This window comes from Streptomyces herbicida, assembly GCF_032656585.1.
In the GTDB taxonomy this organism is placed as follows: Bacteria; Actinomycetota; Actinomycetes; order Streptomycetales; family Streptomycetaceae; genus Streptomyces; species Streptomyces herbicida.
Genome location: NZ_JAUYWJ010000034.1, coordinates 49,609 through 73,437, shown reverse-complemented (window position 1 = coordinate 73,437; position 23,829 = coordinate 49,609). Strand labels below are relative to the sequence as shown.

The window sequence follows — 23,829 nt, the reverse complement described above, 5'->3', positions numbered from 1 at the left end:
GTGGCGATGCTGAACGCGGACGCGGGCGGAGGGGACCGGCTGGCGCTGGCCGTGCCGGCCCAATACCGGATGGCGACAACGGAACAGATGCATCTGGTGATCGCGCCGGGGGTGCGGATCGAGCAGACCCGGCGCCGCCTGGCCAAGCTGCGTGAGGAGGGGCTCGTCGACCGTGTCACCCTGGCGCAGGCCGGCCGGACCCGGGTGTGGTTCGCCACCCAGTACGGCGTCGACGTCGCCTCCGAGTGGCCCGAACTGCGGGACTTGCGGCCGCCGAAGCTGATCGCCGACCCCACAGCCGCCAGGCTACGGGTGGGCCACTCCCTGGTGGTGACACAGACCGGGCTGGCCTTCCTGCAGGACGCCCGTCGCCGCGGCGACGTCTGCCGGCCGCTGGACTGGATTCCCGAGGTCTACCACCCCCTCGGCAGCGGCGAGGCCGTCATCCCGGACGCCCTCCTCTACTACCGCAGCTCCAGCAACGGCGGGTCGATGCTGCGGGCCTTCGTGGAAGTCGACCGGGCCACCATGGGGCCCGAGCGCCTGGCAGCAAAACTCACCGCCTACGCCCGCCTCCACAACTACATACCCGCGCCCGCGGCCGGACGCCCACGGACCGCCGCCGGGCAGCAACTCCTGGAAGAGGACTGGCGACGCCGCTACCCCCTGTTCCCACGGCTGCTGTTCGTCCTCGACGGCACCGGCCCCGCAGGCGTCGCCAACCGCATCCGCGCCCTGAAAGCGGCCGCCTCGGAGCCGGCGCTGTCCGGCTTCGTGCGCAACGTCCCCGTCATGGCGGCGCCATTGGTCGACCTGTTCCAGGGCGGCCCCTCCGCACCCATATGGCACCCCATCCACGACCCCGGCCGCCGAGTCCCATGGAGCCGGCCCCGGCACCCGTAAGCCCTGCGCAGCTGCTCGCACAGTCCATCGTGCAGCAGCTGCGCATCGCCCACCGCCCCTTCCGGCATCTGCGCACGGCCTGAAGACAGGGCGACCACAGGCCCGACCATGAACCCTCAACGCCACCCCCGGAACCCCGACCACAGGCCCGACCATGAACCCGACTACAGACGCCGACAACCCGACCACAGCAGGTCACAGTCTTGCGCAGCCGATGCGCAACGCACGCCACCCCGATTGCGCAGCCGATACGCAATACACGCGGCCGAATGCACAACCAGTAAGCGGAACTGCGCAGCCGGCGTGCGACCGCGGGCACTCACTGCGCAGCCACCGCCCTACGGCTACCGATAGTTGGGCGTACGCGGCACGCCCACCGCTCCGGCCGCGCAATCAGCACACGCCGGATGCGCAACGACCTGCGCACCGAGACAGTCGTCAGGCTGTGAGATATGTGTGAGAAGGCGACCGGCCAGTCCGGGCACGCCAATGCCCTGCCGCCGGGAGGGGTCCCGGGACATGCACGCGGCGGAACCGTTCCTCAGGTTCCACCCTCATAGCGGAACATGCGCTTCGGGACCGCGCGTGTGCACGTGGCTCACAGCGGGGCGAAAGGCCCCGCCCATCCGCCACGGGGGAAGCAGACGAGCGGGGCCGACCGGGGACGCGATCTCAGAGCACCGCGCGCCAGCTGCCTCGAGCCAGGCGGGTCTGGCCGTCGGGAGTGATGAGCACGTTGGCCCCGCGCACGGGCAGTTCGCCGTGCTGGAGCCAGTAGGCGCGGATCTCGTCCAGCGCGTCCCACAGCCGCTGCGGGCCGCCCTGGTGGACGACGGTCGGCGGCTCGGTCCCGATGGCCGTGGCGCGGGCCCAGGAGCCGTCCTCGTGCGCCAGCCACGCGGTGCGCTGCCCCTCCTCCTCCGCGTAGCCGCACAGGATGCCCGGCACGGTGAGGTCGAGCATCGACGCCAGGTCCCATGCCTGCTCGACGTCGAGCACCGGGTACGGGCTGGTGGTCACCTGCTCGCCGTCCAACTCACGTACGACGGCCAGGACATCGCGTGACGCGGGCGGGTAGTCCTCGCCGTGCCGGGTGCGCATGAACCCGGCGCGGTCCCACTCGACGCGGCCGACGGCGCTCCCGTCTTCCCGCTTCTCCGCCGTGACGATCAGTGTGGTGCCGCCGATCGTCGTGACCAGCCGCCCGCCGGGCCTGAGAGCGGCGAGCCAGCTCGCGGGCACCGGCCGGACGCCGACAGTGGCCACAATCCGGTCGTAGGCGCCGGGCAGCTCGCCGGTGGCGTCCACGGCGGCGAGCCGGGGACGCAGCCTGATGCGGTCCAGGCGCTCCCGGGCGGCGTCGACGAGGTAGGGGTCCACGTCGACGCTGGTGACCTGGAGGTCGCTCAGGCGCAGAGCGGCCAAGGCGGTGCCGTAGCCGGAGCCGGTGCCGACGTCCAGGAGCTCGTCCCTCTCCCCGATGCGGGCGTGCTGGAACATGCGCACGAGCAGGCTGGGCAGCGTCGCCGACGAGGTGGGCCAGCCCTCCGGGTGGTCGTCCGGCTTCGCGTGGTCCGCGTGCAGGGGGCCGACACGCGTGGTGAGCGAGGTGTCCTGGTAGGCGGCGGCGAGCCAGGCTTCCTCGTCGGCGGGGCCGCTGTGAAGCATCCAGCCCTCCGGGCAGCGCTGCCACCACTGGGGCACGAACTGGTGGCGCGGCACCGCGGCGACGGGGGCGCGCCACCGGGATGCGGGGTGGGTGACGAAGTCGGCGAGTGCTGCGGCGTGGCGGTCCCAGATCACGCGGTCACTCCGAGGCGGGGGGCGGGGGCGGCGTCCCAGGCAGGATCGCACGCGGGGGTGTTGGCCGGGTCGCAGTCTCCGGAATCGTCCGGCGGGCAGGCCGCCCGGGGCTGCGGCACCACGTCGGTGAGCTCCTGCCACCGGTGGCTGTTCAGGATGTCGGCAAGGCGGTGCTCGCGAACATTCCCGGCGGTCAGGAACCGGGACAGGATGCAGCCGGACACCTCACCGTCCGGGGAGACGGAAAGGCGCTGGCGGAAGCACCGGCCGCACAGCTCCGAGGGGCTCGAGACCGCGGTCGCGGGGTCGGCGGCACGGCCCACCCTGCGGACGCGGTCGACCATGATGCGCGTGACGCCGAGGCTGCGGAGTTCGGCCTGCGCCTGCTCGACGCGCTGCCCCTCAAGGACGTCGACGATGCCGACGCGGAGCCGGATGCCGCGGCGCAGAGCCTCGCTGATGTTGCCGCGGGTGCGCCGGTAGCTGCCGGGCCCGTTGGTGATCTTCTCGTGTTCGTCGGCGCGGTCGCTGTAGTAGCTGGTGGCGAGGCAGACGCCGGGGCGCTCGAACGCCGCCCACAGGCCGGGCCGCACGTGGGTCAGCTTGGAGTACACCTCCACGTTCAGCCCGGCGGCGAGGGCCTGGTCGATGTACTGGGTCAGGTAGGGCGACAGGGTCGGTTCGCCGCCGATGAACTGCACGGCGGGGATGCCCAGTTCGGCGATGTCGCCGATGACCTGCTGCCAGTTGTCGAACGTCATCGTTCCGGCGCTCGCCGTCGGGCCGGAGTCGGTGCAGCAGTGGCTGCACTTGAGCTGGCACACGCCGGTGATCTCCAGTTCGGCGGACAGGATGCCTGCTGCCATGGCCATGGATTCTCCTTCGTGGACGCGCGGACGGGGGCCCGCCCCCAGGCTCGACCTGTCCAGGGCGGGGCTGGGGACGGGAGTCGTGGGTGCGGCGGCGTTCGTCAGTGACGGCGCACGGCGTTGGTGCAGCGGGCGTGAATGCGGCCTGCTCTGATCGCGCCGCCGGAGGGGCTGACCTGGTCGTACGGCAGCGACTCCTCGCCGTCGCGGACCGGCTGGTCGCAGGCCAGGCACATCCGGACGCCGGTCAGGGCCTCGTAGTGGTCCACGAGGGCGTTCAGCGATCGAGCGAGGCGCCGGGCGTACGCAAGGTCTCCGCCCGGCGCGGGGCTCGGCCGGGACCTGAGCCTGCCGCTGGCCTCACCGGCGCAGGCGAGCGCACAGTACCGGGGGACGTCGTCCCTGGGTAACTTCGCAGCGACCGCCCGGACTTCCGGGATCAGCAGCTCCATGTGGCCACGCAGCAGGCCGGTCAGCGTCGCCAGGTCCTTGCCAGTGGGCGCCACCACGTCGGGCGGCAGCAGCCGGCCTATGCTCGCGCGCATCGTGTCGATGTCCGGCGCCCGGGTGTCGCTGCCCGTCTCCACGCTGTTCGCCATCACGGTCTGCTCCGTCAAGTCGGCCCCGCCCCAGGGCCGTTCGCGCGGCCGCCGGGGTCTTGAGGTTTGACCGTAAGAGCGGGAGACGGAGAGCAAGGGCACAGATTGTGCCCCTGCGGCTACGCAGCCAACATGCCGAGCTTGACCGCGAGTTCGGAGGCCCGGCGGCGCCGCGCCGGACTCTTCGCCTCGGCCTCTTCGAGGACGATCCGCTTCGCGTACCCGTTGTACTTGATCGTCTCGGGGGCTGCCTCGTGCGCCTGGTTCAGCGTGGCCAGGGCAACGTCCGGCTGTCCGTCGAGCTGGTAGCCGCGCGCCTCCTCAATGCGGTGCCGGGCCCGGCGCGGCCGCGAGGGGATCGTGACCGCGTCCGCTGCGGCGGCCTGCCGTACGGACTCGCCGCCCTGGTGCAGTTCGACGGCGATGGTAACGGCGTGCGCGCCCAGGATGGCCCGTGAGAACGACGTGACCGGGTGGTAGTAGTCCTCGGGCAGCCGGGCCGCTATGCCGCGGGCCCTGTCCCAGTACCGCCAGGCCGTGCCGGTCTGGCCGCGCCGGGCGGCCGTGTACCCGGCCTCGAAGGTCAGCGCGCCCGCGATGGCGAGGACGTCATCCCGGGCGTCGGGCAGGAGCGGTTCGAGGTAGGCGAGCGTTTCGAGGTTCACCGCGTCCGCTGCGTCGAAGTGCGCCGGCCCCGCGTCGCGGTGCGCCTGGGCAGCGAGCCAGGCGGCGACTCCGATGGCGTGCGGGTCCTCGGACTCCTGGGCAGCGATGAGCCCGCGCTCTGCCACCCGCCACAGCAGCGGGGCGTCGGGCTGGTAGGCCACGAAGAACTGGCAGAGGGAGTACACCTCAGCGAGGACGGCCTGCGCGGCACGCCGCTCGGAGCCGCGGTCGGCCTGGCGGACGGCCAGCTGGGCGTCGCGGAGCAGCTCGGGAAGCAGCGCGCCGACGACCTCGCGGTGGTTGGGCGCGGAGTGACGTGCAGCCCAGGCGCGCGCGAGCCGGGCACAGAGGTGGGCGGCAGGCGGCGCCTCGTGCTGGGTGGTCAGCGGGAAGGCGTCGACCGCGGCCTTGACCGCGGCCAGCCGCGGATGGCCAGGGCCGGTGAACAAGTCGACGTGCATGGTCTGGCTTCCGGTGAGGTCGGACAGATCCCGGACGCGCAGCACTTCGGCGATACGGAGTATCACCTCGAGCTTGGGCGTCTTCAGACGACCTGTCTCAATGCCCTTGACCCACGACCCGGACTTGCCGACGAGCCCGCCGAGCTGATCGCGGGTCATCCCCTTACGCGTGCGAAGAATCTGGAGGCGTTGTCCGAACACAAGCGGATCAGCGTACGGGTCCGGAGTAGCATCGGATGACATCACGGCCTTGCCCCTCCTTGCAGCTTCGTCACTGCCAGGGTATGGGGCAGGGCCGGTCTCGTGTGAGGTTCCGGCTACGTCCGCGCCTCGACTCCGAGCGCCACCTCGCCAGCCGGAGGCCACACGGCGGGTCAGTCCATCGCCGGCCCGACCCAGTGGTCCATCCGGGCCTGCCCGCGGAAGGGACAATGACGGTGGCCTTTGCGGAACCTGAGACGGTTTACCTGGTTCTGATCCGGTCAGTCTCCGGTGCCGACCTTGAGCGAGTCTCCCGGAAGGCCTGCCGGTCAGTGCCGGAACTGGCGCCGGTAGGTCAAGGGACTGATGCCCGTCGATTCCCGGAGTGGCGGCGAAAGCCCGCCGCCTCTGCGTTCATAGCTGCCCGACCAGATGGCGCGGGTCTCATTCATGACGGTGTTCATGCGGTTTTTCAACGCTGATCTACGTGAACACCCTGATGCTCCAGGACGTCCTCGGCGAACCGGAGTGGGCCGATCTGCTCACACCCTCCGACCGGCGCGGCCTGACTCCGTTGTTCTGATCCCACGTTCGCCCGTACGGGGAAGTGAACCTCGACATGGATGCCCGCCTGAACCTCACCGTGGTCACCGTGCCAGGCCCTCGCATACCAGCGGACGCCGACGACGAGCAGCCAGCCGACCGAGCGTGAGTTCGCGGACAGTCGAGAGCGCCCGTTTTGGGGTGCCGGGGAAGCTTCAAGTGGGTTTCGGCGAGATGGATGCGAGGGCCCCGGATGCGGCGCTACCGTCCCCATCAACACCGTGATTCAGGGGGAGGGCGGGATGCTTGACCAGGCATTGATCGCACTGGCCGCGTCCGGCGGCACGGCGCTAGTGACGGCGGCAGGGACGGATGCATGGAGGGGACTACGGCAGGCGGCGGCGCGCTGGTTCGGCCGGGGCGATGCGCGGCGTGAGCAGGCCGAGCTGGAGCGTCTGGACCAGACCGCGGCCGCCGTGCAGGCCACCGACCCGGCGGAGGCGGAGCAGGCCCGCAACCGCCAGGAGGGCGTCTGGCAGACCCGCATCGAGACCCTGCTGGAAAGCCTGGACGGGACCGAGCGGGAGCGGGCGGCCGAACAGCTGCGCAGCCTGCTTGCACAGCATGCCCTGCAGGGCGGCGTGGTCGCCGGCGCGGGCGGGCTGGCCGCGAACACGGTAGACATCCACGCCCAGCAGGGCTCAATCGCTGCTGGTGTGATCCAGGGAGGGGCGCAGATCGGCACCCCTCCCATGCCGGCTCCGCCCCAGGGCTGAGCGGACCGGCCACCGCAGGCCCATCGGAAGTTCTGCACCACCCCGTCGGCGACGACCCGAGGGACATCTCCGCGACCCGCGGCGGCTTCGCCGTCGGCACCGTCAACGGGGGAATCCACCAACATCGGCATTCCGCACTGCGCGTGCCCGCAGCGTGGCCGCATCAGGTCGGCGTCATCCCCTCCCGGGCGCAGTCCTTCCAGCACCGCGCCGAGGCGGACCGGCTGCGGGCGGCGATCGACGGCGGCGGCACTGCGGTCCTACGCCAGGTGCTGACCGGGATGGGCGGGGTGGGCAAGACCCAGCTCGCCGCCGACTACGCCCACACCGCCTGGGACACCGGCGGCCTGGACGTCCTGGTCTGGATCACCGCCAGCGCCCGCTCGCCCGTGGTGACCGGATACGCGCAGGCCAGCATCGAGCTGTGCCGGGCCGTCCCCGACGACCCGGAACAAGCAGCCCGCTCCTTCCTGGCCTGGCTGACCCCCAAGTCCGGGCAGCAGCCGTGCCGGTGGCTGATCGTCCTGGACGACGTCGCCGACCCCGAGGATCTGCGGGGCCTGTGGCCGCCGGCCAGCCCGCACGGCCGGACCCTGGCCACCACCCGCCGCCGCGACGCCGCCCTGACCGGGGAAGGCCGCCGCCTGGTCGAGGTCGGCCTGTTCACCGAGGCCGAAGCCGTCGCCTACCTCACCACGTCCCTGGCCGCCCACGGCCGAGTCGAGCCCACCGACCAGCTCACCGCCCTGGCCGCCGATGTCGGCCACCTGGCTCTGGCCCTGGCGCAGGCCGCCGCCTACCTCATCGACTCCGGTGAGACCGCGGCCGCTTACCGGGATCTGCTGACCGACCGAGCCACCAAACTCGCCGACCTCGCCCCCGACGCATTGCCCGACGAACAGGTCGTCGCCCTCGCGGCCGCCTGGTCCCTGTCCATCGCCCGCGCCGACCAGCTGCGTCCCGCGGGCCTGGCCAGGCCCCTGCTCCAGCTGGCCGCCCTGCTCGACGCCAACGGCATTCCCCAGGACGTGCTGACCGGCGAGGTGGCCTGCGCTCACCTCGCCGCACACCGCACCGCGACCGGCCCCAACCCGACCGCGGATTCGGCCCCCGTCTCCCGCCCAGACGCGGTGCGCGCCCTGCGTGCCTTGGACCGGCTCAGCCTCATCGACCACAGGCCGGGCGCCCCCCACCAGGCCGTCCGCGTCCACCAGCTCATCCAGCGGGCCTCCCGCGACACCCTCACCCCCGACCAGCGAGACCAGTACGCCCGCACCGCCGCCGATGCCCTCATGGCCGCCTGGCCCGACATCGAACGCGACACCGCCCTCGCCCAGGCCCTGCGTGCCAACACCACCGCCCTCACGACCTGTGCCGAAGACGCCCTCTACCGGCCCGACGCGCATCCGCTGCTGTACCGAGCGGGCAGCAGCCTCGGCGAAGCTGGCCAAGTCACTGCTGCCACCATTTACTTCCACCAACTGACCACAACCGCCGACCGCCACCTCGGCCCGGACCACCCCGACACTCTCATCACCCGGCACGACCTGGCCCACTGGCAGGGCCGGGCAGGGGATGCGGCTGGCGCCATGGCCGCCTTCGCCGAGCTGCTGGCCGACCGGCGGCGGGTGCTGGGCGACAACCACCCCCACACCCTCACCACCCGGAGCCACCTCGGCCAGTGGCGGGGGGAGACGGGGGACGCCTCCGGCGCCGCTGCCGCCTTCGCCGAGCTGCTGGCCGACCGGCGGCGGGTGCTGGGCAACAACCACCCCCACACCCTCACCACCCGGAGCCACCTCGGCCAGTGGCGGGGGGAGACGGGGGACGCCTCCGGCGCCGCTGCCGCCTTCGCCGAGCTGCTGGCCGACCGGCGGCGGGTGCTGGGCAACAACCACCCCGACACTCTCACCACCCGGGGCATCCTCGGCCGGTGGCGGGGGGAGGCGGGAGATGCGGCTGGCGCCATGGCCGCCTTCGCCGAGCTGCTGGCCGACCGGCGGCGGGTGCTGGGCGACAACCACCCCGACACCCTCACCACCCGACATGAGCTGGCCTGGTGGCGAGGGGAGACGAGGGACGCCCCCGGCGCCGCAGCCGCTCTCGCCGAGCTGCTGCCCGACCAGCAGCGGGTGCTGGGCGACGATCACCCCCACACCCTCATCACCCGACACAGCCTGGCCTGGTGGCGGGGGGAGGCGGGCGATGCGGCTGGCGCCGCAGCCGCTCTCGCTGAACTGCTGGCCGACCGGCGGCGGGTACTGGGCGACGATCACCCCCACACCCTCAGCGCTCGACACAACCTGGCTCACTGGCGGGGCCGGGCGGGCGATGCGGCTGGCGCCGCAGCCGCTCTCGCCGAGCTGCTGCCCGACCAGCAGCGGGTGCTGGGCGACGATCACCTCCACACCCTCACCACCCGGCACAACCTGGCCCACTGGCGGGGGCAGGCCAGGAACGACACCGCTGCTCATCAATCGACCGATTGATGAGCAAGATCGGCAAGTGGCAGTGTGCGGCCGGATCGACCTCGGTATTCGAGCGCGCAGTCGCTGACCTGATGCCCTGGCAGAACTGCCCATCGTTCAAGCCTCCGCGGCCGACGGCGTCGACCTGGAGGGTGAGGAGATGCTGGGCATCGCCTGGAACGCACACATCTCGGCGACCGGTGATCAGCTCCTCGCGAGCCCACCCACCATCCGCTACCCGGAGCTGGACCCCACCTGGAACTTCGATTTCGATGACCTCAACGAAATGACTCGCCGGCTGCCCCGCTTGGCAGCTCTCTATCTGGAGTAAGCGGAAGCTTGCAGTCACAAGGTGAGGTCAAGCAGCGGAGGGGGAGATTCCCGAACATCACTGTCCGTCACACCACGTCAGGCCATGGACTTGCCCTTCACGTGGTACTCGTCGGAGGGCATCGAGTCCCATTCAGTATTCGCGCCGTCGCGCGTCACCATGAACAGCGGACGCGAGCGGAGAACCTGCCCGACTAGTTGCCCGCGCATGAGGACCCCTGGATCATCCGGTCCTGCGTAGCCCTCGGGCGTGTAGCGAAGGTGCGCGTCCATCGCCTCGGCATGCTCGATTGCATGGCTTTCCAGCTCCAACAGGTCTCTCCCGACCAGCGGGAGTCCGTCGAACGCGATCTGGGGACCCTGCACGGCGTCGGCAGCGATGCAGAACAGCCCCACGGCTTGGCTCACATAGGCCGTGACAGCAGGCGGAGAAGAAGCCAGCCCGCGACGGTGGACTTCGATCTTCCAAGTCGGCGAGAAGATCGCGTAGTCCCGTGCACAATTGCTGACCTCCGTCTGGCCGAGTATCTCAGCCGCCTCGACCACTTCGTCGACGGTCATACCGAACCGGAGCGGTCCGACGCCGACTGCCGGCGAATAAGACCACTCATCCCGTTCGGCGACTCCGAAATCGGCTTCGGTCTCGAACGCCACAGTCGCTCCCCTAGAAACACCTGAGAACTTGACGCCGCCCATCATGCCAACCACCAACCAGCAACCATCAGACTGCAGGGTGCCGCGGAGCTCGCGCAGATCACTCAGCGCAAGTCCCATCTGGGCTCGGCCGCGAATACGCGACACTTGAACATGCGAGCTCACCAGTCCCGAGGCCGGGGTACCGGTCGCGGTCTTCGGGTCGGGTCAGAACGGGTCACCACTCAGTGGGTTCGAGCTGATTGGGAACGGCGTCGGCGCGCAGTCCCCTTCAGGTTCGGGATGTGGTTGTAGAGGGTGCCCGGAGAGACGCCCAGCAGCTTGGTGTCCCGTCTCACGAGACCTTGTCTCCGTCTCACCTGACCTTGTCCGGTTCGCACGTCAGGGGCGAGGTCAGGTGAGACGGTGCAGGTCTGTTGCCGGGGCGGTACGGCATGCTGCCCGGCAGGACCGCGTCGGCGAAGTGGCCCGGATAGCGGCGCATGCCGCTCGGCGCGGACGGCTCGCTCGGCATCACCGAGTAAGTCATCGTCGCCGACGCCGCCCGCCGCACATCGTCGTCACCCGCATCCAGCTCTACTGACGCGTCTCGACCCTCGGTTACGCCGTCTGTGTGGCCTGAGCCGCCCACGTAAGCCTGAGGCCGGCCAGCCGCTCCAGCTGCTCTCCATCCAGCTTCGCCCGCCTGGTCTTGGTGTTTGCCAGAAGAGTGGAACAAGCCGCACCGCGCCAGCCAGCCTGACGAAACCCCGGCGGACCAGGGATCCTCTCTCTCGGCCCGCGAGCCGAGAAGCCGTCGGGACCCGGTCCGGTTCCATACCCCCCGCGATTTGGCGCGTTACCGTGCAGGCACACACTGTCACAGCCAGTCATACTCAACCTGAATCCGCGCCGGGGCATATGCCGCACCTCTCGCCCTGAAAGTCCGGACACGACGCGCCACGCGACACCCGCACCACTGCTGCGCAGCCAACCGCGTGCGCCGCCGGGCAGCTGTTCAGCACCTCCACCGCGACACGCCCGGGCCTGCCTCGGCCCAGGACCACCTAGGAGGGGACACCGTATGACCAGACTGCAACGGACCAGACGCCTGGCCTGCACCCTGGCCGCCACCGCCCTGGCCACAGCCGGCTTGTCCGGCACCGCCGCACATGCCACACAAGCAGCCCCACAATTCGCCGCTCCGGAGATCGGCGTCCAGTTCAATCCCGACGGCGACGGCGGGCAGTGCACCGGGGCGACAGGGCAGCAGTGGGCCCCCTCACCGGACTGGACCCCCGCCATCCGCATCGACACCGACAACCGCCCCGGAGGCTGCCAGCTGGCCTTCGGCATCCACGACTCGGACCACGCCCTCGACGGTGCGCGCATCAGCTATACCTTCCTGCCCAGCAGCGACGACGCCTCGGGCCAGTGCGGCAACTATCAGGGCACCTACCCGATGCCGATCAAGCGGATCCGCACGTTCGGCCAGACCGTCAGGATCGACGCCGACAACCGTCCGGGCTACTGCAACCTCACCTTCACCGTGGCAGGCCGTGATGACGTCGCCCTTGACGTGCAGTTCTACGCCGACGGCGACGCCGGCCAGTGCGGGTCTGCAGACCACCCGCCTCTGCCCCAGGGCCAGTACCAAACGGCGTACGACGGCAACCCGGTGACGATCAGCATCGACACCGATGGCCGCGGCGGCGGCTGCCAGTTCATGCTCCGCGTGCGGCTTTTCTAGCGAAAATCACCTCGCTCGTCATCGACGCTCCACGATGCCACTGCCTGGTCGCGGAACGTTCCCGCACACACTGGGCGACTGTCCGCAGGTGCCCCTCCTCCCTGATGGAGGGGCACTCGCGCGTCATCGACGCCGCCGCCCAATACGACGGTCAGCGCCTGCCCGCCCGGGCCGGCGCGTGATTGGCCTGTGCGGTCAGGATGCCGACCAGACTGGTTGCGGACGGCAGATCGCAACGTCCCTGCCCGAAGTCGCTGCATCGACCTGCCCGGCGCCATGCCATGGCCCTGCCCCACCCGCGGGAACGTCTGTGCGATCCATATCCACTCGCTGTGTAGTCTCTCCTCTCACACCCACGGGGAGGGATCACGAAAAGCAGAACGGCCCAAGTGGCGTGGGCTGTTGCCGGTGGGGCTGCGGCTCTGACACTGCTGACGGCCACGGGGGCCCACGCGGAAGGGAAGGGAGACATCCGCGTCACGGCCGCCGTCGTCAACGGCGGGAAGAACGTCATCATCGGCACGTCCCAGCGCGTCACCTACCCGATCGCCATCACCATCCGGGACAACTCAGGTGTGAAGGGTCTGTCGCACGTCAGCGTCTTCAACAAGAGCGACGGTTGGGGGTTCAGCGACTGGACCGACACCAAGTGCGTGAAGAAGAGCTCCACCACATCGGTGTGCACAGCCACGATGACCATCGCCCCGCAGTGGCTTCCGGGCAGCCTGCCCGAGGACGTCAACCACACGGCAGGGCTCTGGCAGGTCAACGCCACCGTCAAAGCGAACGACGGTGACTACTGGATCGCCGACCATATCGCTGAGTTCAAGATGAAGCGCGCCTCCAAGCTCACCACGGATGCCTCACCCGAGCCCATCGCCAAGGGGGCCAAGCTGACCGTCTCCGGCAGACTGACCCGGGCGGACTGGGAGGACCTGAAGTACCACGGGTTCACCGGGCAGAGCGTCAAGCTGCAGTTCAAGGCAGCCGATGCAGCCCACTACCGCACGGTAAAGACGGTGCGAACGGACGACGCCGGGAAGCTCAGCACCAAGGTCACGGCCACCTCTGCCGGCAGCTGGCGCTGGTACTTCCCCGGCACGACCACGACCGCGCGGGTCGTGTCGGCCGGGGACGCGGTGAAACTGAAATGACGGCTGGTCAGCTCGTCCGGGGTCCCGTACCGCGCTGAGTGGCTTTGGGCTGGATCACGCGCTCGCCGAAACGCCTCGCCGCCTGCCCCGACTCCCCCGTCACCGTCACCCTCGTTCGATGACCGCAAACCAGCCTGGCCCCCCGGGGCCAAGGCCTGTCCAGGCGGTGGACACGCGGCCGGAGTGTAACGGGCCGAAGTCCGTGCCGCACCTGGGCTGGAAAACCAAAGGGCGCCGCCGGGCGCTGTGGAACTCCAGCGCAGCGCCAGCCTGGTGGCCGTACCCGATGTCCAGCAGCTGCAGACCGCGGCGCTGGAACCATGGTGTGGCGGCGCGGGGCTGCGTGATCTTATCGGTGAGCTGCTCCACCTGGCGAGCCGCCCGACGAACCACCCCATCAGATGTGCCCGGCACCCCGCCGCGGCCGCACACCCAAGGAACCGCGTATGAGTGACCTGTCAGCCCGCACCGACCACAGCAGTGCCCCGGACCCCCTGCGCAGCGTGTACCTGAGGCTCGTCGCCGAGGAATCGATACCCGAGGAAGCACGAGGGCAGTTCAGCTACCTGCAGCCGCTGGCCACGGACCTCCTGGCGGGCATCGCCCTCGACACCCCTGACAACGTCCGCGTCCTCAGTGACCGCGACGTGGCCCTCGTCGAGTGGGACACCCTTGCGGCCGCCGCGCGTACCAACTTGCTCCGCGAGCCGGTCAACTACCACACCCTCGATCTCCCCGGTGGCGCGGTCCTCCACATCCTCGGCCACCCGGAGTCGGTGTTCGCGGCCAGCAAGGTGCTCGTCTTCGACGAGGCGGTGCGGGCCACCGACGGCCCCGAGATACCGGACGAGGGTGTGCTGCTAGTCGTCCCGAACCGGCACAACCTCGCGTTCTACCCGCTCACCGACAGGCACGTCGCCGAGGCCGTCAACGCCTTGGCACAGTTCGGGCAGGGCGCCTACGAGGACGGCCCCGGACGGCTCTCCCCCCGGGTGTTCTGGTGGCGCGCCGGCACCCTGACATCGATCACGCTCTTCGACGAGGAAAGTCGGACGATGAGCATCTCCCCGCCCGACGAACTCATGACGATCATGCGTCGCCTGGCCGGCACCGCCAACTGAGGCGCGCCCGCACACACAGGCCCAGCGTGGCAACGTGGGTAGTTGTCTCTGGTGCTGGCTGATCATCAGCGATGTGAGCCATGTGGGAGTTCAGCAGCATGCCTGACGGCTGTCCAAGGGGTGTTCAGACACCCCTGGCGATGTCTGGTATTGGGCTATCTGTTTCTGGAGCCCTGGCGAGTCTCCTTCACCTGGACAGGCGACCGACTCCCTGCACAGGTTCCTGGAACCTCACAGCAGAGGCATCATCAACACCGAATCCAAGCAGTATGAGGCCAAGGTCGGTGACATCGTCCTGTTCAACTGGCAAGGCCACGGCGGCTGGGACCACGCGGGCGTCATCACCAAGATGTCCCACGGAAGGGCTTACGTGAGCGCGCACACCGGGGCCCGTCTGAACAAGCGCCTCGATTCCTACATGAGCACAGGTACGTGGGCGGATATCTTCCACGTCATTCCGGGGTGGTACTGATGACCGAGTCGTACAGGAAACGACTGTGGGTGGCGGCGCTGGCTCTGGCCGTTCTGGGAGCGGCTGCCATCGCCTGGTGGCTGCTGCGGAACCCCGTCCCGTACTCGCTGCACAAAACGTCGGGGGTGAAGGTCAGCGTCCGCGCCGTGAAATCCGACTACCCGGACGTCGAGGAGACCGCCGACGACGTCGAGCTGCTCGTCAAGGTGTACGTCCAGCGCCTTCAGGCCGGTGACGCCACCGACCTGGCCCGCATCGGCGCCCCCTGGTACACCGGCCAGGAAAGAGCCGCCCAGAAGCTGATCACCCGGTACGGCGCACACGCCGGCGAACCCGTCGAAGCAGTCGTGCTCGACCGAGGGGTGCCATACCTGACCAGCGTCAAGCTCCGCTACAACTCCGGACAGAAGCAGACGCTGGAACTCACCCGCGACCACCATGACGTGTGGTGGGTGCAACTGGGAAACGGCGACCCCATGGCACCGTAGGCACCAGCACCTCGCACACGGACCGGCGGCACGTGAACTACTACGTCGGCCGGACATCCCCTACGGCATCCATCGCCGTCGAACAGCTGGAGCAGGCGCCGGTCCCCGACTTACCGAAAGCCTTGCGCCGGTCGGCGGTCCAGGTGTCGCCGCCGGGGCGCCAGGCCTCGGCGAGCGGAACCATGTGGTCGATGGTGGCCTGGGCTACATCGGTGACGGTCGTGTCGCCGTAGGCGGAGTATTAGGAGCCGGATGCGGGCCGGCCGCCGTCCGGCTTGTCCTGGACGTCCCTGCCATCCCGGGCGAGGACCGCCTGGCGGGTGGTGCGGCCGCCGGGCTGGGTGAACCAGATGTCGAACTTGTCGCGGGCGTAGCCGTGCATCGATTGAGGCACGGCCACGGTCATGGCGGCCAGCTACGCTCGGGCGGTCGCCGTCGACCGCAGCGCAGGAGGCTCGGCACGAGCCGGCGGCTGCGGTGACTCCGATCAGCGGGAGGGTGGTGGGCGGGCGGGCCGAAAGCAGCGCCGCGCATGAAGTCTCCATGCAATGTGGAGGGTTGGAGAACTGCGCCAACGAGCAACCGCACCCCCACCCCAGTGTGCTACGCGCCTGGACCTTGCGGGACACCACGCCACCACTCCTTCACCCGACGGTCACGGCACGCACGAGGCTGGTCAGGTCACGCGGCCGGCAGCGACCGAAGCGACGCAACCACGGACAGAGAACAGGAGCGTCGACCGGCAGGGCCTTGCCGACGACGGCGAGACACGCATGTGCTGTCCGGCCTCTTGGGCACGGCCGTCTCGACTGGCACAACGCCGCCCAGCGCCACCTGCTCAACCGCTTCCCCGGCCAACTTCACCACTGTCTCCGGCCCCAGCAGCCCTTCGACGAACAACGCGCCTTCGCACCACTCCTTCAACCGTCTGCACGACCCGCAAGCCTTCCCGGCTTCGTCAGCGAGAACAGCAGCACTTCGACAGATCCGCGCTGTCGAGCGCGAGCTCAATCGGAGGGCGTGACCGGGGACCGCAGGCCGAGCCACTGCTCGGCGTCCCAGGCCTGGAACCGCTCTACCTCGGTGAACCCCAGCTTTGCCGCGAGGCGCATCGAGCGGACGTTGGCGGTCTGGGTGGTGAGCACCACCGGCTCACCGGGAAGGCAGCCGACGAACCAGTCGAGTGCCGCTGCGCACGCCTCAGCGGCGTACCCGTATCCCCACGCTCGAGGCAGGAACAGGTAGCCGAGTTCGACCTTCCCCGCCGCAGCCGGGCGACGGTGCTCCGTTGCCCTCCTGAGCAGGATCTGGCCGATCATCGCCCCGTCGAGATCAACGACGAAACTCCCGGGCCACCGCTCGGGCGACCCGGGCATCTCGCGCTCAAGCTCCTCACGCGGGCGGGGGTCGCCGAGGTAGCTATGCACCTCTGGCGACGCCAGCAACTCGATGAACGCCGCACGGTCCCGGGCCTCGGGCTCACGGAGCACGAGCCTCTCGGTCCTGATCGGGACAGGCGGCCAGGCGACGGGTCCGAGCTCGGTCATGCCGGCCAGCCAATCAGCAGGTTCGGCAGCGATCAAGGATCCCGGTTGCCAGTTGCCGGCCCGCCAACGCCCCATGCATCGCGGCCCGCCGGGGTGCGGCCTTGCCCCGTGGCCCCGGTGCTCGGGCAGGACACCGAAGTGCTGCGGGAGCAGCCGCATGCCCCGGCCGAGTCGGCCATGGCCGGTGTGCGCGGTCTTGGGTGGGCGCGGCGGCCGGGCGGGTTGACCGGGAGAGCGTCACCCTTGAGCTCACCTGATCGACAACAACCCGAGATGACGAAACTTTGCAGCAGCCCTGGACGGACGGTAATGAAACCCCTTCCGTTCCCTCCACCTCATGTATTTGCATCAAGCTTTACCGAGGTAATGCAACGTGCAACTATTCAGCCGTCTGCGACGGTACGTCGGGCAGCGGCGGCGACCTCCAGGCCGGACGTTATGCACTGTTGGCGACGCTATGTTCACGCTTAACCGTGAACCCAATGTGCAGGTTCCGTGTATTACCCATGAGTATGATCACGTTGTTTTCGGTTGCGACGTCGCTTTAGGGTCGCAACCGACCATTTATCTTTGCTTTACGTGTGCGTGGGGGGCTGCAGATGTGCTGTCACCCATGCCTGGAAAGGAATTCGGGTGACTCCTCGTATGCGCAGGATGCTCCCCGTCGCGGGGGTTGCTGCGATCGTGGCGCTTGCGTGCACTCCGGTGCTCGCCTCCGCCGACCCGCAGCCGACGGGCGGTACCGCGGGGGCTACGCCGCCGTCCGCGGTGGAGGACTTCGCTTACCCGAACGCGGATCAGATCCAGCGGGACAAGGGCATCAAACTGATCAAGGGCGACGGGCACATCACCCTCGCCTCGTGCGACGACTCGGCCCAGCAGATCAAGGTCCTCACCGTGCAGGGACCCAGCGGCAACCCCCAGGGCGCCTACTGCTTCAAGGCCACCGCGAAGACCGGCTACCTCAGCCTCGAACTGCCGCGTGTCTTCGCCCTGGAGACCGCCGATCACCCGATCAGCGCCGATCTCAGGCCGCAGGCCGACCCCTCGGCGCCGGCCAAGACGGTGACCGTGGAGAAGAACGGCTACCAGAGCGTCGGTGAGGGGGCCGCCGGTGGCTCACCGACCACCCTGCTGGAACTGCGCGTCACCGGCTGACCGGCCCATCTGCCTCTGCCTTCCCCGATCTCGCACCACAACGAGGAACTCCATGTCTGGCATCCGTCCGCGCACTGCGTGGACCAGCGGCCTGATCGCCGCTACGTCGCTGACCGCCGCCCTGACGGCCACGCCTGCGACCGCCATATCGGGCCCGCAGGCCTCTGCAGCGGTGTCGGCCGCCACCGCACGACTCGATGTCGGCGGCCAGCGCGGCTGTTCGGCCACGCTGGTCGCCCCGCAGTGGCTGCTCACGGCCGCGAGCTGCTTCACCGGCACCCCGGGGGGCACCCTCGAGCCCGGCGCGCCGAAGCTGAAGACGACGGCCACCCTGGGCGGCAGCGCCCAGCAGGTGGTGAGTCTGGTGCCCCGCACCGACCGTGACGTGGTCATGGCCCAGCTGGCCAAGCCGGTCAGCGGTATCACCCCCGTCCCCGTGGCCGGCGCCGCGCCCGGCACCGGGGACGAGGTCCAGGCCGCTGGATACGGGCGCACGCACGACGAGTGGGTGCCCGGCCAGGCGCACGCGGCCGCGTTCACCGTCCAGAGTGTGGGAACCACCACCGTGGATCTGGCGGCGAAGTCGGACGGCGCCGCGATCTGCAAGGGCGACACCGGTGGTCCCGCGCTGAGCACCACAGGCGGCCACACCGCGATCGTCGGTGTCAACAGCCTTTCCTGGCAAGGTGGTTGCCTGGGCACCGACCCGGCGGAGACCCGTACGGGAGCCGTGTCCGCCCGGGTCGACGACCTCTCCGCCTGGGTCCAGCAGGTCGCCTACAGCACGGCCTTCGCGGGCGCGCCGTGGAAGCACGCCGTGCAGATGACCGCGGGCTACTACACCGGCGGATCCGCGGGCGGCAGGCGCCACATGGACCTGATCGTCCGCTGGGACGACGGCGAGGTCACCCTCTACCAGGGCGGCGAAGGAAACGACTCCGCGCATCCCTTTGCTGCCGAGTACCGGCTGGCAGCCCCGAAGAGCATCTGGGCCAAGGCACTCTCGCTCACCAGCGTCCACGCCGGCGGCGGCACGGACGGGCTCGTCGTGCGGTGGATCGACGGCGAGATGACCCAGTACGCCACCGTCGACGCCAAGGGCTTCCACGGGGAGAAGCAGCTCGCCCCGCCCAAGAACGACACCTGGAAGGACGACGCGCAGCTGCTGGTGGGCGGCCGCTTCACCCCCGCAGGTGACCGCGACGACCTGCTGGTCGTCTGGAAGGACGGCCATGTCTCCGTCTTCGGCGACCTGGCGGCGAACGGGCTGAAGAAGCAGGCGCAGATCGTCGCGAAGAACGCCACCTGGCCGTACGCCGACCAGATCAGCACCGGCTCCTTCACCGGCAAGAGCACCGATGACCTGCTGGTGCGCTGGCGGGACGGCGAGACCACCATCTACCCGGGGCTGACGACCGGCAAGGCCCTGCCCGGCGAGATCAAGGTCCGGCCCGCCAAGTCGGCCTGGGCCGACGCCACCGTGGTCACCGCCGGCGCCTTCACCGCCAACACCACGGCCGACGACCTCCTCGTCCGCTGGAACGACGGACACGTCAGCCTCTACCCGGCCGTGAACGCCAAGGGCCTGCACGACGAGGTCCGCCTCGCACCTGCCAACTGACACATATCGGCACGGCGTCCGAGGGGCGGCCCCCGGGACAACCGACGGGCCGCCCCTCGGGCACCCCACCGCGCAGGGGTCACTGACCAATGACCCCGGTGGCGCGGGCAAGCCGGTGCGCACCCCCCAACAAGAGAAAAAGAAACGAATCGAGTCCGCAGTGACACATCCAAGACGCCCGCGGCGCGTGGCGGCAGGGACACGGCACACGATCCGCGTGTTGTGCCTGGGCCTGCTGCCCAGCGCGCTCGTACTGGGCCTGCTGGGACCCGCACCCTCCCAGGCCATGGCCGACGGAACCGCACCGACGGAAAGCGGCATCGCCAGCGCGCTTCCGGACACCGACCGGGGCAAGGTGGTGCGCCTGTGGGAGACGGGCGGCCCTGGCATACGAGCCGCCGCAGAGGCCGTTCTCGTCGGCCGTGACGACGATGTCAGGACCTTCCTCGCTCAGGCTCCCGACATCGCTGTCCAGGACGAGCGGGTGGCCGTCGCCCAGTACGCCAGCGTCGGCGGCCTCAGCCTCCAAGAGGCCGCCCGCAAGGCACTCGACGGGACGCCGGACGACCTCCGGTCGTTCTTGAAGGACGGCTGGAAGGCGCCACTGGAGCAGGACCAGCGAGTCCGCGTCGCGCAGATCATCGACGCGGGCGGTCCGCAGGTCCAGCAGGCCGGGCGAGCGGCGCTCAACGGCACACCCGACGACATCAAGAAGTTCCTCGAGAACGACCAGTACACCGACCAGGAGCAGGACGAGCGGGTCGAAGTCGCCCAGATCATCTCGGCCGGCGGATCGAACGTCCAGGCTGCCGGCCGGATCGCGCTCAACGGCACCGCCGGCGACATCCATGAGTTCCTGCAGGTCGGGCAGTTCGTGGCCCGCTCGCGTGACCAGGAGCACGCCACGATCGCGCAGCTCGCCGATCAGGCCAAGCGGGCGGGCAAGCTGGCCGGGCAGCAGACCCAGGCCGCCAAGGACGCCTCCGCCCGCGCGGTCACGGCGGCGAAACTGGCCAAGTCAGCGGCCCAGAAGGCCGCTGCCGAGACACAGGCGGCCCAGAAGGACACCCAGCATGCGGCGGCAGCGGCGGCCCGCGCGGCCAGTGCGGCCAAGCAGGCAGCCACGGCCGCGCAGACGGCGATCGAAGCCGCCAATGCCGCCACCAACGCCGCCCGCGTCGCCGCCAATGCCGCCTCGGCCGCCGCCGCGGCCGCGGACGGTGCCGCCGAAGCCGCCACGCAAGCTCGTAACGCCGCCGCCAACGCGGCCGTCGACGCCGGCCAGGCAGGCGCCGCACGCAAGGCGGCCCAGCAGGCCCGGGACGCCGCAGCGGGTGCTCATGCCGCCGCCGCGGCCGCCGACTCGGCCCACACCGCCGCCGCGTCGGCTGCCGACGCCGCCAAGTCGGCCAGCAGCGCCGGCAGCAATGCCAACGCTGCCGCCGACTCGGCCGACCAGGCCAACTCCTACGCCGACCAGGCCGGCGCCCACTCCGGCGAAGCGGCAAGTGCCGCGGCAGCCGCGCATCGGCATGCCCGGGAGGCGAGCCGTGCCGCCGACGCCGCCGAGTCGCTGGCCACGGAGGCCGCTTCCGCTGCCGGTGAGGCCCGTGACGCCGCGAACGACGCGGCCACGCACGCCGAGAACGCGGCCAAGGCGGCCGACGCAGCGGCGGCCCACGCCGGGGAGGCGGCGACCGCCGCCAAGCAGGCTGCCACGCATGCCAAGGAGGCCAAGAAGGACGCCGACGCCGCCGGCGCGGCGGTCTCCACGGCCCAGAAGGTCCATGCCCTGACGAGCCGCATCGCCACCGAGCAACTGACCGCCCGTACCAACGAGGCCATCGACCGGGCCAAGGACCTCAAGGCCGCGGAGGACCAGCGCACCGCGGCACAGCAGGCGGCGGTACAGCAGGCCAAGGACCTCCAGACCGAGGCGGACAAGCTGGCGGACCGGGCTGCCCAGCCCGGCGCGGACCCCGCGCAGATCGCTCCCGAAGTCCGCAAGGTGGCCCTGGCTACGGCCAGGACCGGCCGTCCGTGGAGTCAGTCCGCGGCACTGGTGGCGCTGGCGGGCTCCGACGCGGACGTGACCGCGTACATCCGCACCGGCCGCCAGGAGGCGATCGGGCAGGACGACCGTCAGGACGCCGAACGACTGGCGGAAGGAGCCGGCTCCGCCGACGTACGCGCCGCTGCGTCCCAGGCTCTCGACGGCGACTCCACAACGGTGAGCGCGTTCCTCGCCACCGGGCAGTACGCGGCCATGAAACAGGACATGCGCCTGTACATCGCCCGGACGATCGCGGCAGCCGGCCCGATCGAGCAGCAGGCGGGCCGCACCGCACTGGACTCCGACACACCGGACGCCCTGCGCCAGTTCATCACCACCGGCGAATCCCAGGCGCGTACCCAGGACGAACGCGTCCGTGCCGCCCAGCTCGCCGACAGTGGCGGACCGGAGGTGAAGGCCGCGGCACGCATCGCCCTCGAAGGACCCTCTGGCCTTCTCCACGCCTTCATCGGCGTCGGCCAGTACAAGGCGCAGCGGCGGGACCAGCTTGCCGCCACCCACGAGGCCCAGATCCAGCAGCTCATCTCGCAGGCTGCGGGCGTCGCCGCCACCGCCCAGAAGAACGCGGCGGAAGCGGGCAAGGCAGCAGCCACCGCCGCCAAGGCGGCGGCCGAGGCCGCCGGTTACGCGAAGCAGGCCGAGAAGTCGGCGGCGGACGCCAAGAAGCACGCAACCCAGGCCGCCGGCTACGCCACCCAGGCCGAACAGTCCGCCAAGGATGCGGCCGCCTCGGCGAAGACGGCCCGCAAGGCCCAGCAGGACGCCGAGAACGCTGCAGCGGCGGCGGTCACCTCGGCCTCCCGGGCCCAGTACTCGGCGACCGCGGCGCGCGGTTCGGCCGACTCGGCCTGGACGGCGGCCCAGCAGGCACGCGCTTCGGCCACGGCCGCAGGCAAGGATGCCACCGCCGCCGGCCAAGCGGCGGCGGAGGCTTACCGCACCGCGGTCGTCAAGCAGCGTGAACAGGACGCCAGGTGGCGCAAGATCGTGGCGGAGTGGCGCAAGAAGAAGGCCGAGCAGGACGACGGTGACTGGGTCCCCGGTTGGCTCAAGGACACAGTCAACACGATCGGTGACTACGGAAAGGCAATTGTCAGCAACCCGGACATCTGGGCGGGTCTGCTCGAGACAGGTGTCGGCGTCGCGGGCATCGGAGTCGGCGCCAGCGGCGACGTGGCGGGCGGCGGACTGTGCCTCACCGGAATCGGCTGCCTGGCCGGAGCGCCGGCCATCGTCACCAGCACCGCGTTGGTGGGCGCCGGCATCTACGGTGTCAGCGACGGTATCGGCCGGTTCAGCAATGGCCTCGGCCAGGCACTGCGTGAGGCGGAGTCGACCGGGCGGACCGCGGCGGGCGGTGGCAATGAGCAACGCGCCATGGACCTGGTCATGGAGAATGCCGACTACGGCAATGAACTGCCCATCACCATGAAGGATCCGCGGTGGCCCGCCTCCGACGGATGGGTGAAAATGGAACAAACCGTGGACGGTGTCGAAGTCCACTATGCGTACAACACCCGAACGCGCGAAGCCGCCGATTTCAAGTTCAAGGACCGGAGCCAATGACGCCGACAAACCGCGACAGCGGCCGCCCGGACATCTCGTGGCCGGCGAGCGCGATGACGCCGGGTACCAGGGTCACCGTGGTCCAGGACCCGTCCTGGCCGGGCCCGTGGCAGGCCGAGTTCCAAGGGGTGATCAACGATTTCCAGCCGCCCGCACCCGTTCGGCACTCCACGGCACAGGAGGGCGAGCTGGCCTACTGGGTCGTGTTCGACAGCCCTCAGTACGACAGTGACGGCTGCGGCCCGTACTACAAAGCCCAGATCTGGGACCGCTACCTGAAACCGGTCTCGCAGTAGTTGACGGGCACAGGTGTGGCCCGGGTGCACCGGGCCACACCTTCAGCGTCCTGACAGGTCGCGCGCCTCGGTCCACCGAGGGCCCACCTGTCCAGTACGTATACGGCTGTGGCCCCGAACACGCAGGTGTTCGGGGCCACAGCCGTTCAAGCGGGCAGGTTCAGCCGGCGTTGGGATCCCGGCCGACCAGCTGGGTCAGCAGCTCGACGATCTGCGCCCTTACCGCCAGTGCGGGTGAGCCACCGGAAGCCTCCGACAGGCCGGTGATCGGCCGTCCGGGCTCCGAGGCGCGCAGCAGGACGGTGATGTCGTGCGCACCCGCCGGGTCTC

At 70.1% G+C, this 23,829-nt stretch carries 22 protein-coding genes and 1 pseudogene; 14 read left to right on the top strand and 9 right to left on the bottom strand.

The genetic code is table 11. From position 1 onward, the window contains the following. Nucleotides 1-6: 6 nt before the first annotated feature. A complete protein-coding gene (locus Q8A52_RS44050) occupies nucleotides 7-903 on the top strand; it encodes a replication-relaxation family protein (protein ID WP_316763180.1) in 897 nt (298 codons plus the stop codon). Nucleotides 904-1,575: 672 nt separating this feature from the next. Here Q8A52_RS44050 and Q8A52_RS44045 read toward each other — a convergent pair. The 4 genes from Q8A52_RS44045 to Q8A52_RS44030 form a co-directional block, all read right to left on the bottom strand. Continuing rightward, a complete protein-coding gene (locus tag Q8A52_RS44045) occupies nucleotides 1,576-2,706 on the bottom strand; it encodes a methyltransferase domain-containing protein (RefSeq protein WP_316763152.1) in 1,131 nt (376 codons plus the stop codon). After that, the gene (locus tag Q8A52_RS44040; RefSeq protein ID WP_316763150.1) at nucleotides 2,703-3,578 is read right to left on the bottom strand and encodes a radical SAM protein; all 876 of its coding nucleotides are present in this window, start codon (nucleotides 3,576-3,578) and stop codon (nucleotides 2,703-2,705) included. The genes Q8A52_RS44045 and Q8A52_RS44040 overlap by 4 nt, the downstream gene beginning before the upstream one ends. A 98-nt stretch (nucleotides 3,579-3,676) precedes the next feature. After that, nucleotides 3,677-4,192: a DUF6415 family natural product biosynthesis protein gene (locus Q8A52_RS44035; RefSeq protein WP_316763148.1), complete on the bottom strand. Its 516-nt coding sequence runs from the start codon at nucleotides 4,190-4,192 to the stop codon at nucleotides 3,677-3,679. A 101-nt stretch (nucleotides 4,193-4,293) separates the two neighbouring features. Continuing rightward, complete coding sequence (locus Q8A52_RS44030; protein WP_316763145.1) at nucleotides 4,294-5,544, bottom strand: helix-turn-helix domain-containing protein; 1,251 nt, start codon at nucleotides 5,542-5,544, stop codon at nucleotides 4,294-4,296. Nucleotides 5,545-6,347: 803 nt separating this feature from the next. Here Q8A52_RS44030 and Q8A52_RS44025 point away from each other — a divergent pair. From Q8A52_RS44025 to Q8A52_RS44015, 3 genes are all read left to right on the top strand, one after another. Continuing rightward, nucleotides 6,348-6,821: a hypothetical protein gene (locus Q8A52_RS44025; RefSeq protein ID WP_316763142.1), complete on the top strand. Its 474-nt coding sequence runs from the start codon at nucleotides 6,348-6,350 to the stop codon at nucleotides 6,819-6,821. A 143-nt stretch (nucleotides 6,822-6,964) separates the two neighbouring features. After that, the gene (gene fxsT / locus Q8A52_RS44020; RefSeq protein WP_316763139.1) at nucleotides 6,965-9,310 is read left to right on the top strand and encodes an FxSxx-COOH system tetratricopeptide repeat protein; all 2,346 of its coding nucleotides are present in this window, start codon (nucleotides 6,965-6,967) and stop codon (nucleotides 9,308-9,310) included. Between the two features lie 139 nt (nucleotides 9,311-9,449). Further along, nucleotides 9,450-9,620, top strand: coding sequence for a hypothetical protein (locus tag Q8A52_RS44015; protein ID WP_316763137.1), 171 nt, complete (start codon nucleotides 9,450-9,452; stop codon nucleotides 9,618-9,620). Between the two features lie 77 nt (nucleotides 9,621-9,697). On the opposite strand, the gene Q8A52_RS44010 is transcribed toward Q8A52_RS44015, so the two are convergent. Together Q8A52_RS44010 and Q8A52_RS44005 are read right to left on the bottom strand one after the other, a co-directional pair. Next, entirely contained in the window at nucleotides 9,698-10,420 is a 723-nt protein-coding gene (locus tag Q8A52_RS44010) for a hypothetical protein (RefSeq protein ID WP_316763135.1), read from the bottom strand. A gap of 208 nt (nucleotides 10,421-10,628) precedes the next feature. After that, complete coding sequence (locus tag Q8A52_RS44005; protein WP_316763133.1) at nucleotides 10,629-10,802, bottom strand: hypothetical protein; 174 nt, start codon at nucleotides 10,800-10,802, stop codon at nucleotides 10,629-10,631. A 534-nt stretch (nucleotides 10,803-11,336) separates the two neighbouring features. On the opposite strand from Q8A52_RS44005, the gene Q8A52_RS44000 reads away from it, so the two are divergent. From Q8A52_RS44000 to Q8A52_RS43985, 5 genes are all read left to right on the top strand, one after another. Then, nucleotides 11,337-12,002, top strand: coding sequence for a hypothetical protein (locus Q8A52_RS44000; RefSeq protein WP_316763131.1), 666 nt, complete (start codon nucleotides 11,337-11,339; stop codon nucleotides 12,000-12,002). A gap of 389 nt (nucleotides 12,003-12,391) precedes the next feature. After that, a complete protein-coding gene (locus tag Q8A52_RS43995; RefSeq protein ID WP_316763129.1) occupies nucleotides 12,392-13,156 on the top strand; it encodes a hypothetical protein in 765 nt (254 codons plus the stop codon). Between the two features lie 446 nt (nucleotides 13,157-13,602). Beyond that, complete coding sequence (locus Q8A52_RS43990; protein WP_316763126.1) at nucleotides 13,603-14,277, top strand: hypothetical protein; 675 nt, start codon at nucleotides 13,603-13,605, stop codon at nucleotides 14,275-14,277. A 109-nt stretch (nucleotides 14,278-14,386) separates the two neighbouring features. Then, entirely contained in the window at nucleotides 14,387-14,749 is a 363-nt protein-coding gene (locus Q8A52_RS49340; RefSeq protein WP_408649358.1) for an amidase domain-containing protein, read from the top strand. After that, nucleotides 14,749-15,237, top strand: a complete 489-nt coding sequence (locus tag Q8A52_RS43985; protein ID WP_316763123.1) for a hypothetical protein — start codon at nucleotides 14,749-14,751, stop codon at nucleotides 15,235-15,237. The genes Q8A52_RS49340 and Q8A52_RS43985 overlap by 1 nt, the downstream gene beginning before the upstream one ends. Before the next feature lie 40 nt (nucleotides 15,238-15,277). On the opposite strand, the gene Q8A52_RS43980 is transcribed toward Q8A52_RS43985, so the two are convergent. Together Q8A52_RS43980 and Q8A52_RS43975 are read right to left on the bottom strand one after the other, a co-directional pair. Beyond that, nucleotides 15,278-15,421 carry a hypothetical protein gene (locus Q8A52_RS43980; protein WP_316763121.1) on the bottom strand — a complete coding sequence of 48 codons (144 nt, stop codon included), beginning with the start codon at nucleotides 15,419-15,421 and terminating at the stop codon, nucleotides 15,278-15,280. A 57-nt stretch (nucleotides 15,422-15,478) separates the two neighbouring features. Next, entirely contained in the window at nucleotides 15,479-15,643 is a 165-nt protein-coding gene (locus Q8A52_RS43975) for a hypothetical protein (RefSeq protein WP_316763119.1), read from the bottom strand. A 401-nt stretch (nucleotides 15,644-16,044) separates the two neighbouring features. Between Q8A52_RS43975 and Q8A52_RS43970 the strand changes: the two are divergent. Next, nucleotides 16,045-16,170: pseudogene (locus tag Q8A52_RS43970) on the top strand (IS110 family transposase); the annotation flags it as partial. A gap of 74 nt (nucleotides 16,171-16,244) precedes the next feature. Here the strand turns inward: Q8A52_RS43970 and Q8A52_RS43965 are convergent. Next, nucleotides 16,245-16,784 carry a GNAT family N-acetyltransferase gene (locus Q8A52_RS43965; RefSeq protein ID WP_316763117.1) on the bottom strand — a complete coding sequence of 180 codons (540 nt, stop codon included), beginning with the start codon at nucleotides 16,782-16,784 and terminating at the stop codon, nucleotides 16,245-16,247. 633 nt (nucleotides 16,785-17,417) lie between these two features. On the opposite strand from Q8A52_RS43965, the gene Q8A52_RS43960 reads away from it, so the two are divergent. The 4 genes from Q8A52_RS43960 (at nucleotide 17,418) to Q8A52_RS43945 (ending at nucleotide 23,499) form a co-directional block, all read left to right on the top strand. Then, nucleotides 17,418-17,942: a hypothetical protein gene (locus Q8A52_RS43960; RefSeq protein ID WP_316763115.1), complete on the top strand. Its 525-nt coding sequence runs from the start codon at nucleotides 17,418-17,420 to the stop codon at nucleotides 17,940-17,942. Nucleotides 17,943-17,994: 52 nt separating this feature from the next. Continuing rightward, nucleotides 17,995-19,563, top strand: coding sequence for a S1 family peptidase (locus Q8A52_RS43955; protein ID WP_316763113.1), 1,569 nt, complete (start codon nucleotides 17,995-17,997; stop codon nucleotides 19,561-19,563). Between the two features lie 187 nt (nucleotides 19,564-19,750). Next, nucleotides 19,751-23,203 carry an ALF repeat-containing protein gene (locus Q8A52_RS43950; RefSeq protein ID WP_316763111.1) on the top strand — a complete coding sequence of 1,151 codons (3,453 nt, stop codon included), beginning with the start codon at nucleotides 19,751-19,753 and terminating at the stop codon, nucleotides 23,201-23,203. Continuing rightward, nucleotides 23,200-23,499 carry a ferrous iron transport protein A gene (locus Q8A52_RS43945; RefSeq protein WP_316763109.1) on the top strand — a complete coding sequence of 100 codons (300 nt, stop codon included), beginning with the start codon at nucleotides 23,200-23,202 and terminating at the stop codon, nucleotides 23,497-23,499. The genes Q8A52_RS43950 and Q8A52_RS43945 overlap by 4 nt, the downstream gene beginning before the upstream one ends. The last annotated feature ends 330 nt before the right edge of the window (nucleotides 23,500-23,829 follow it).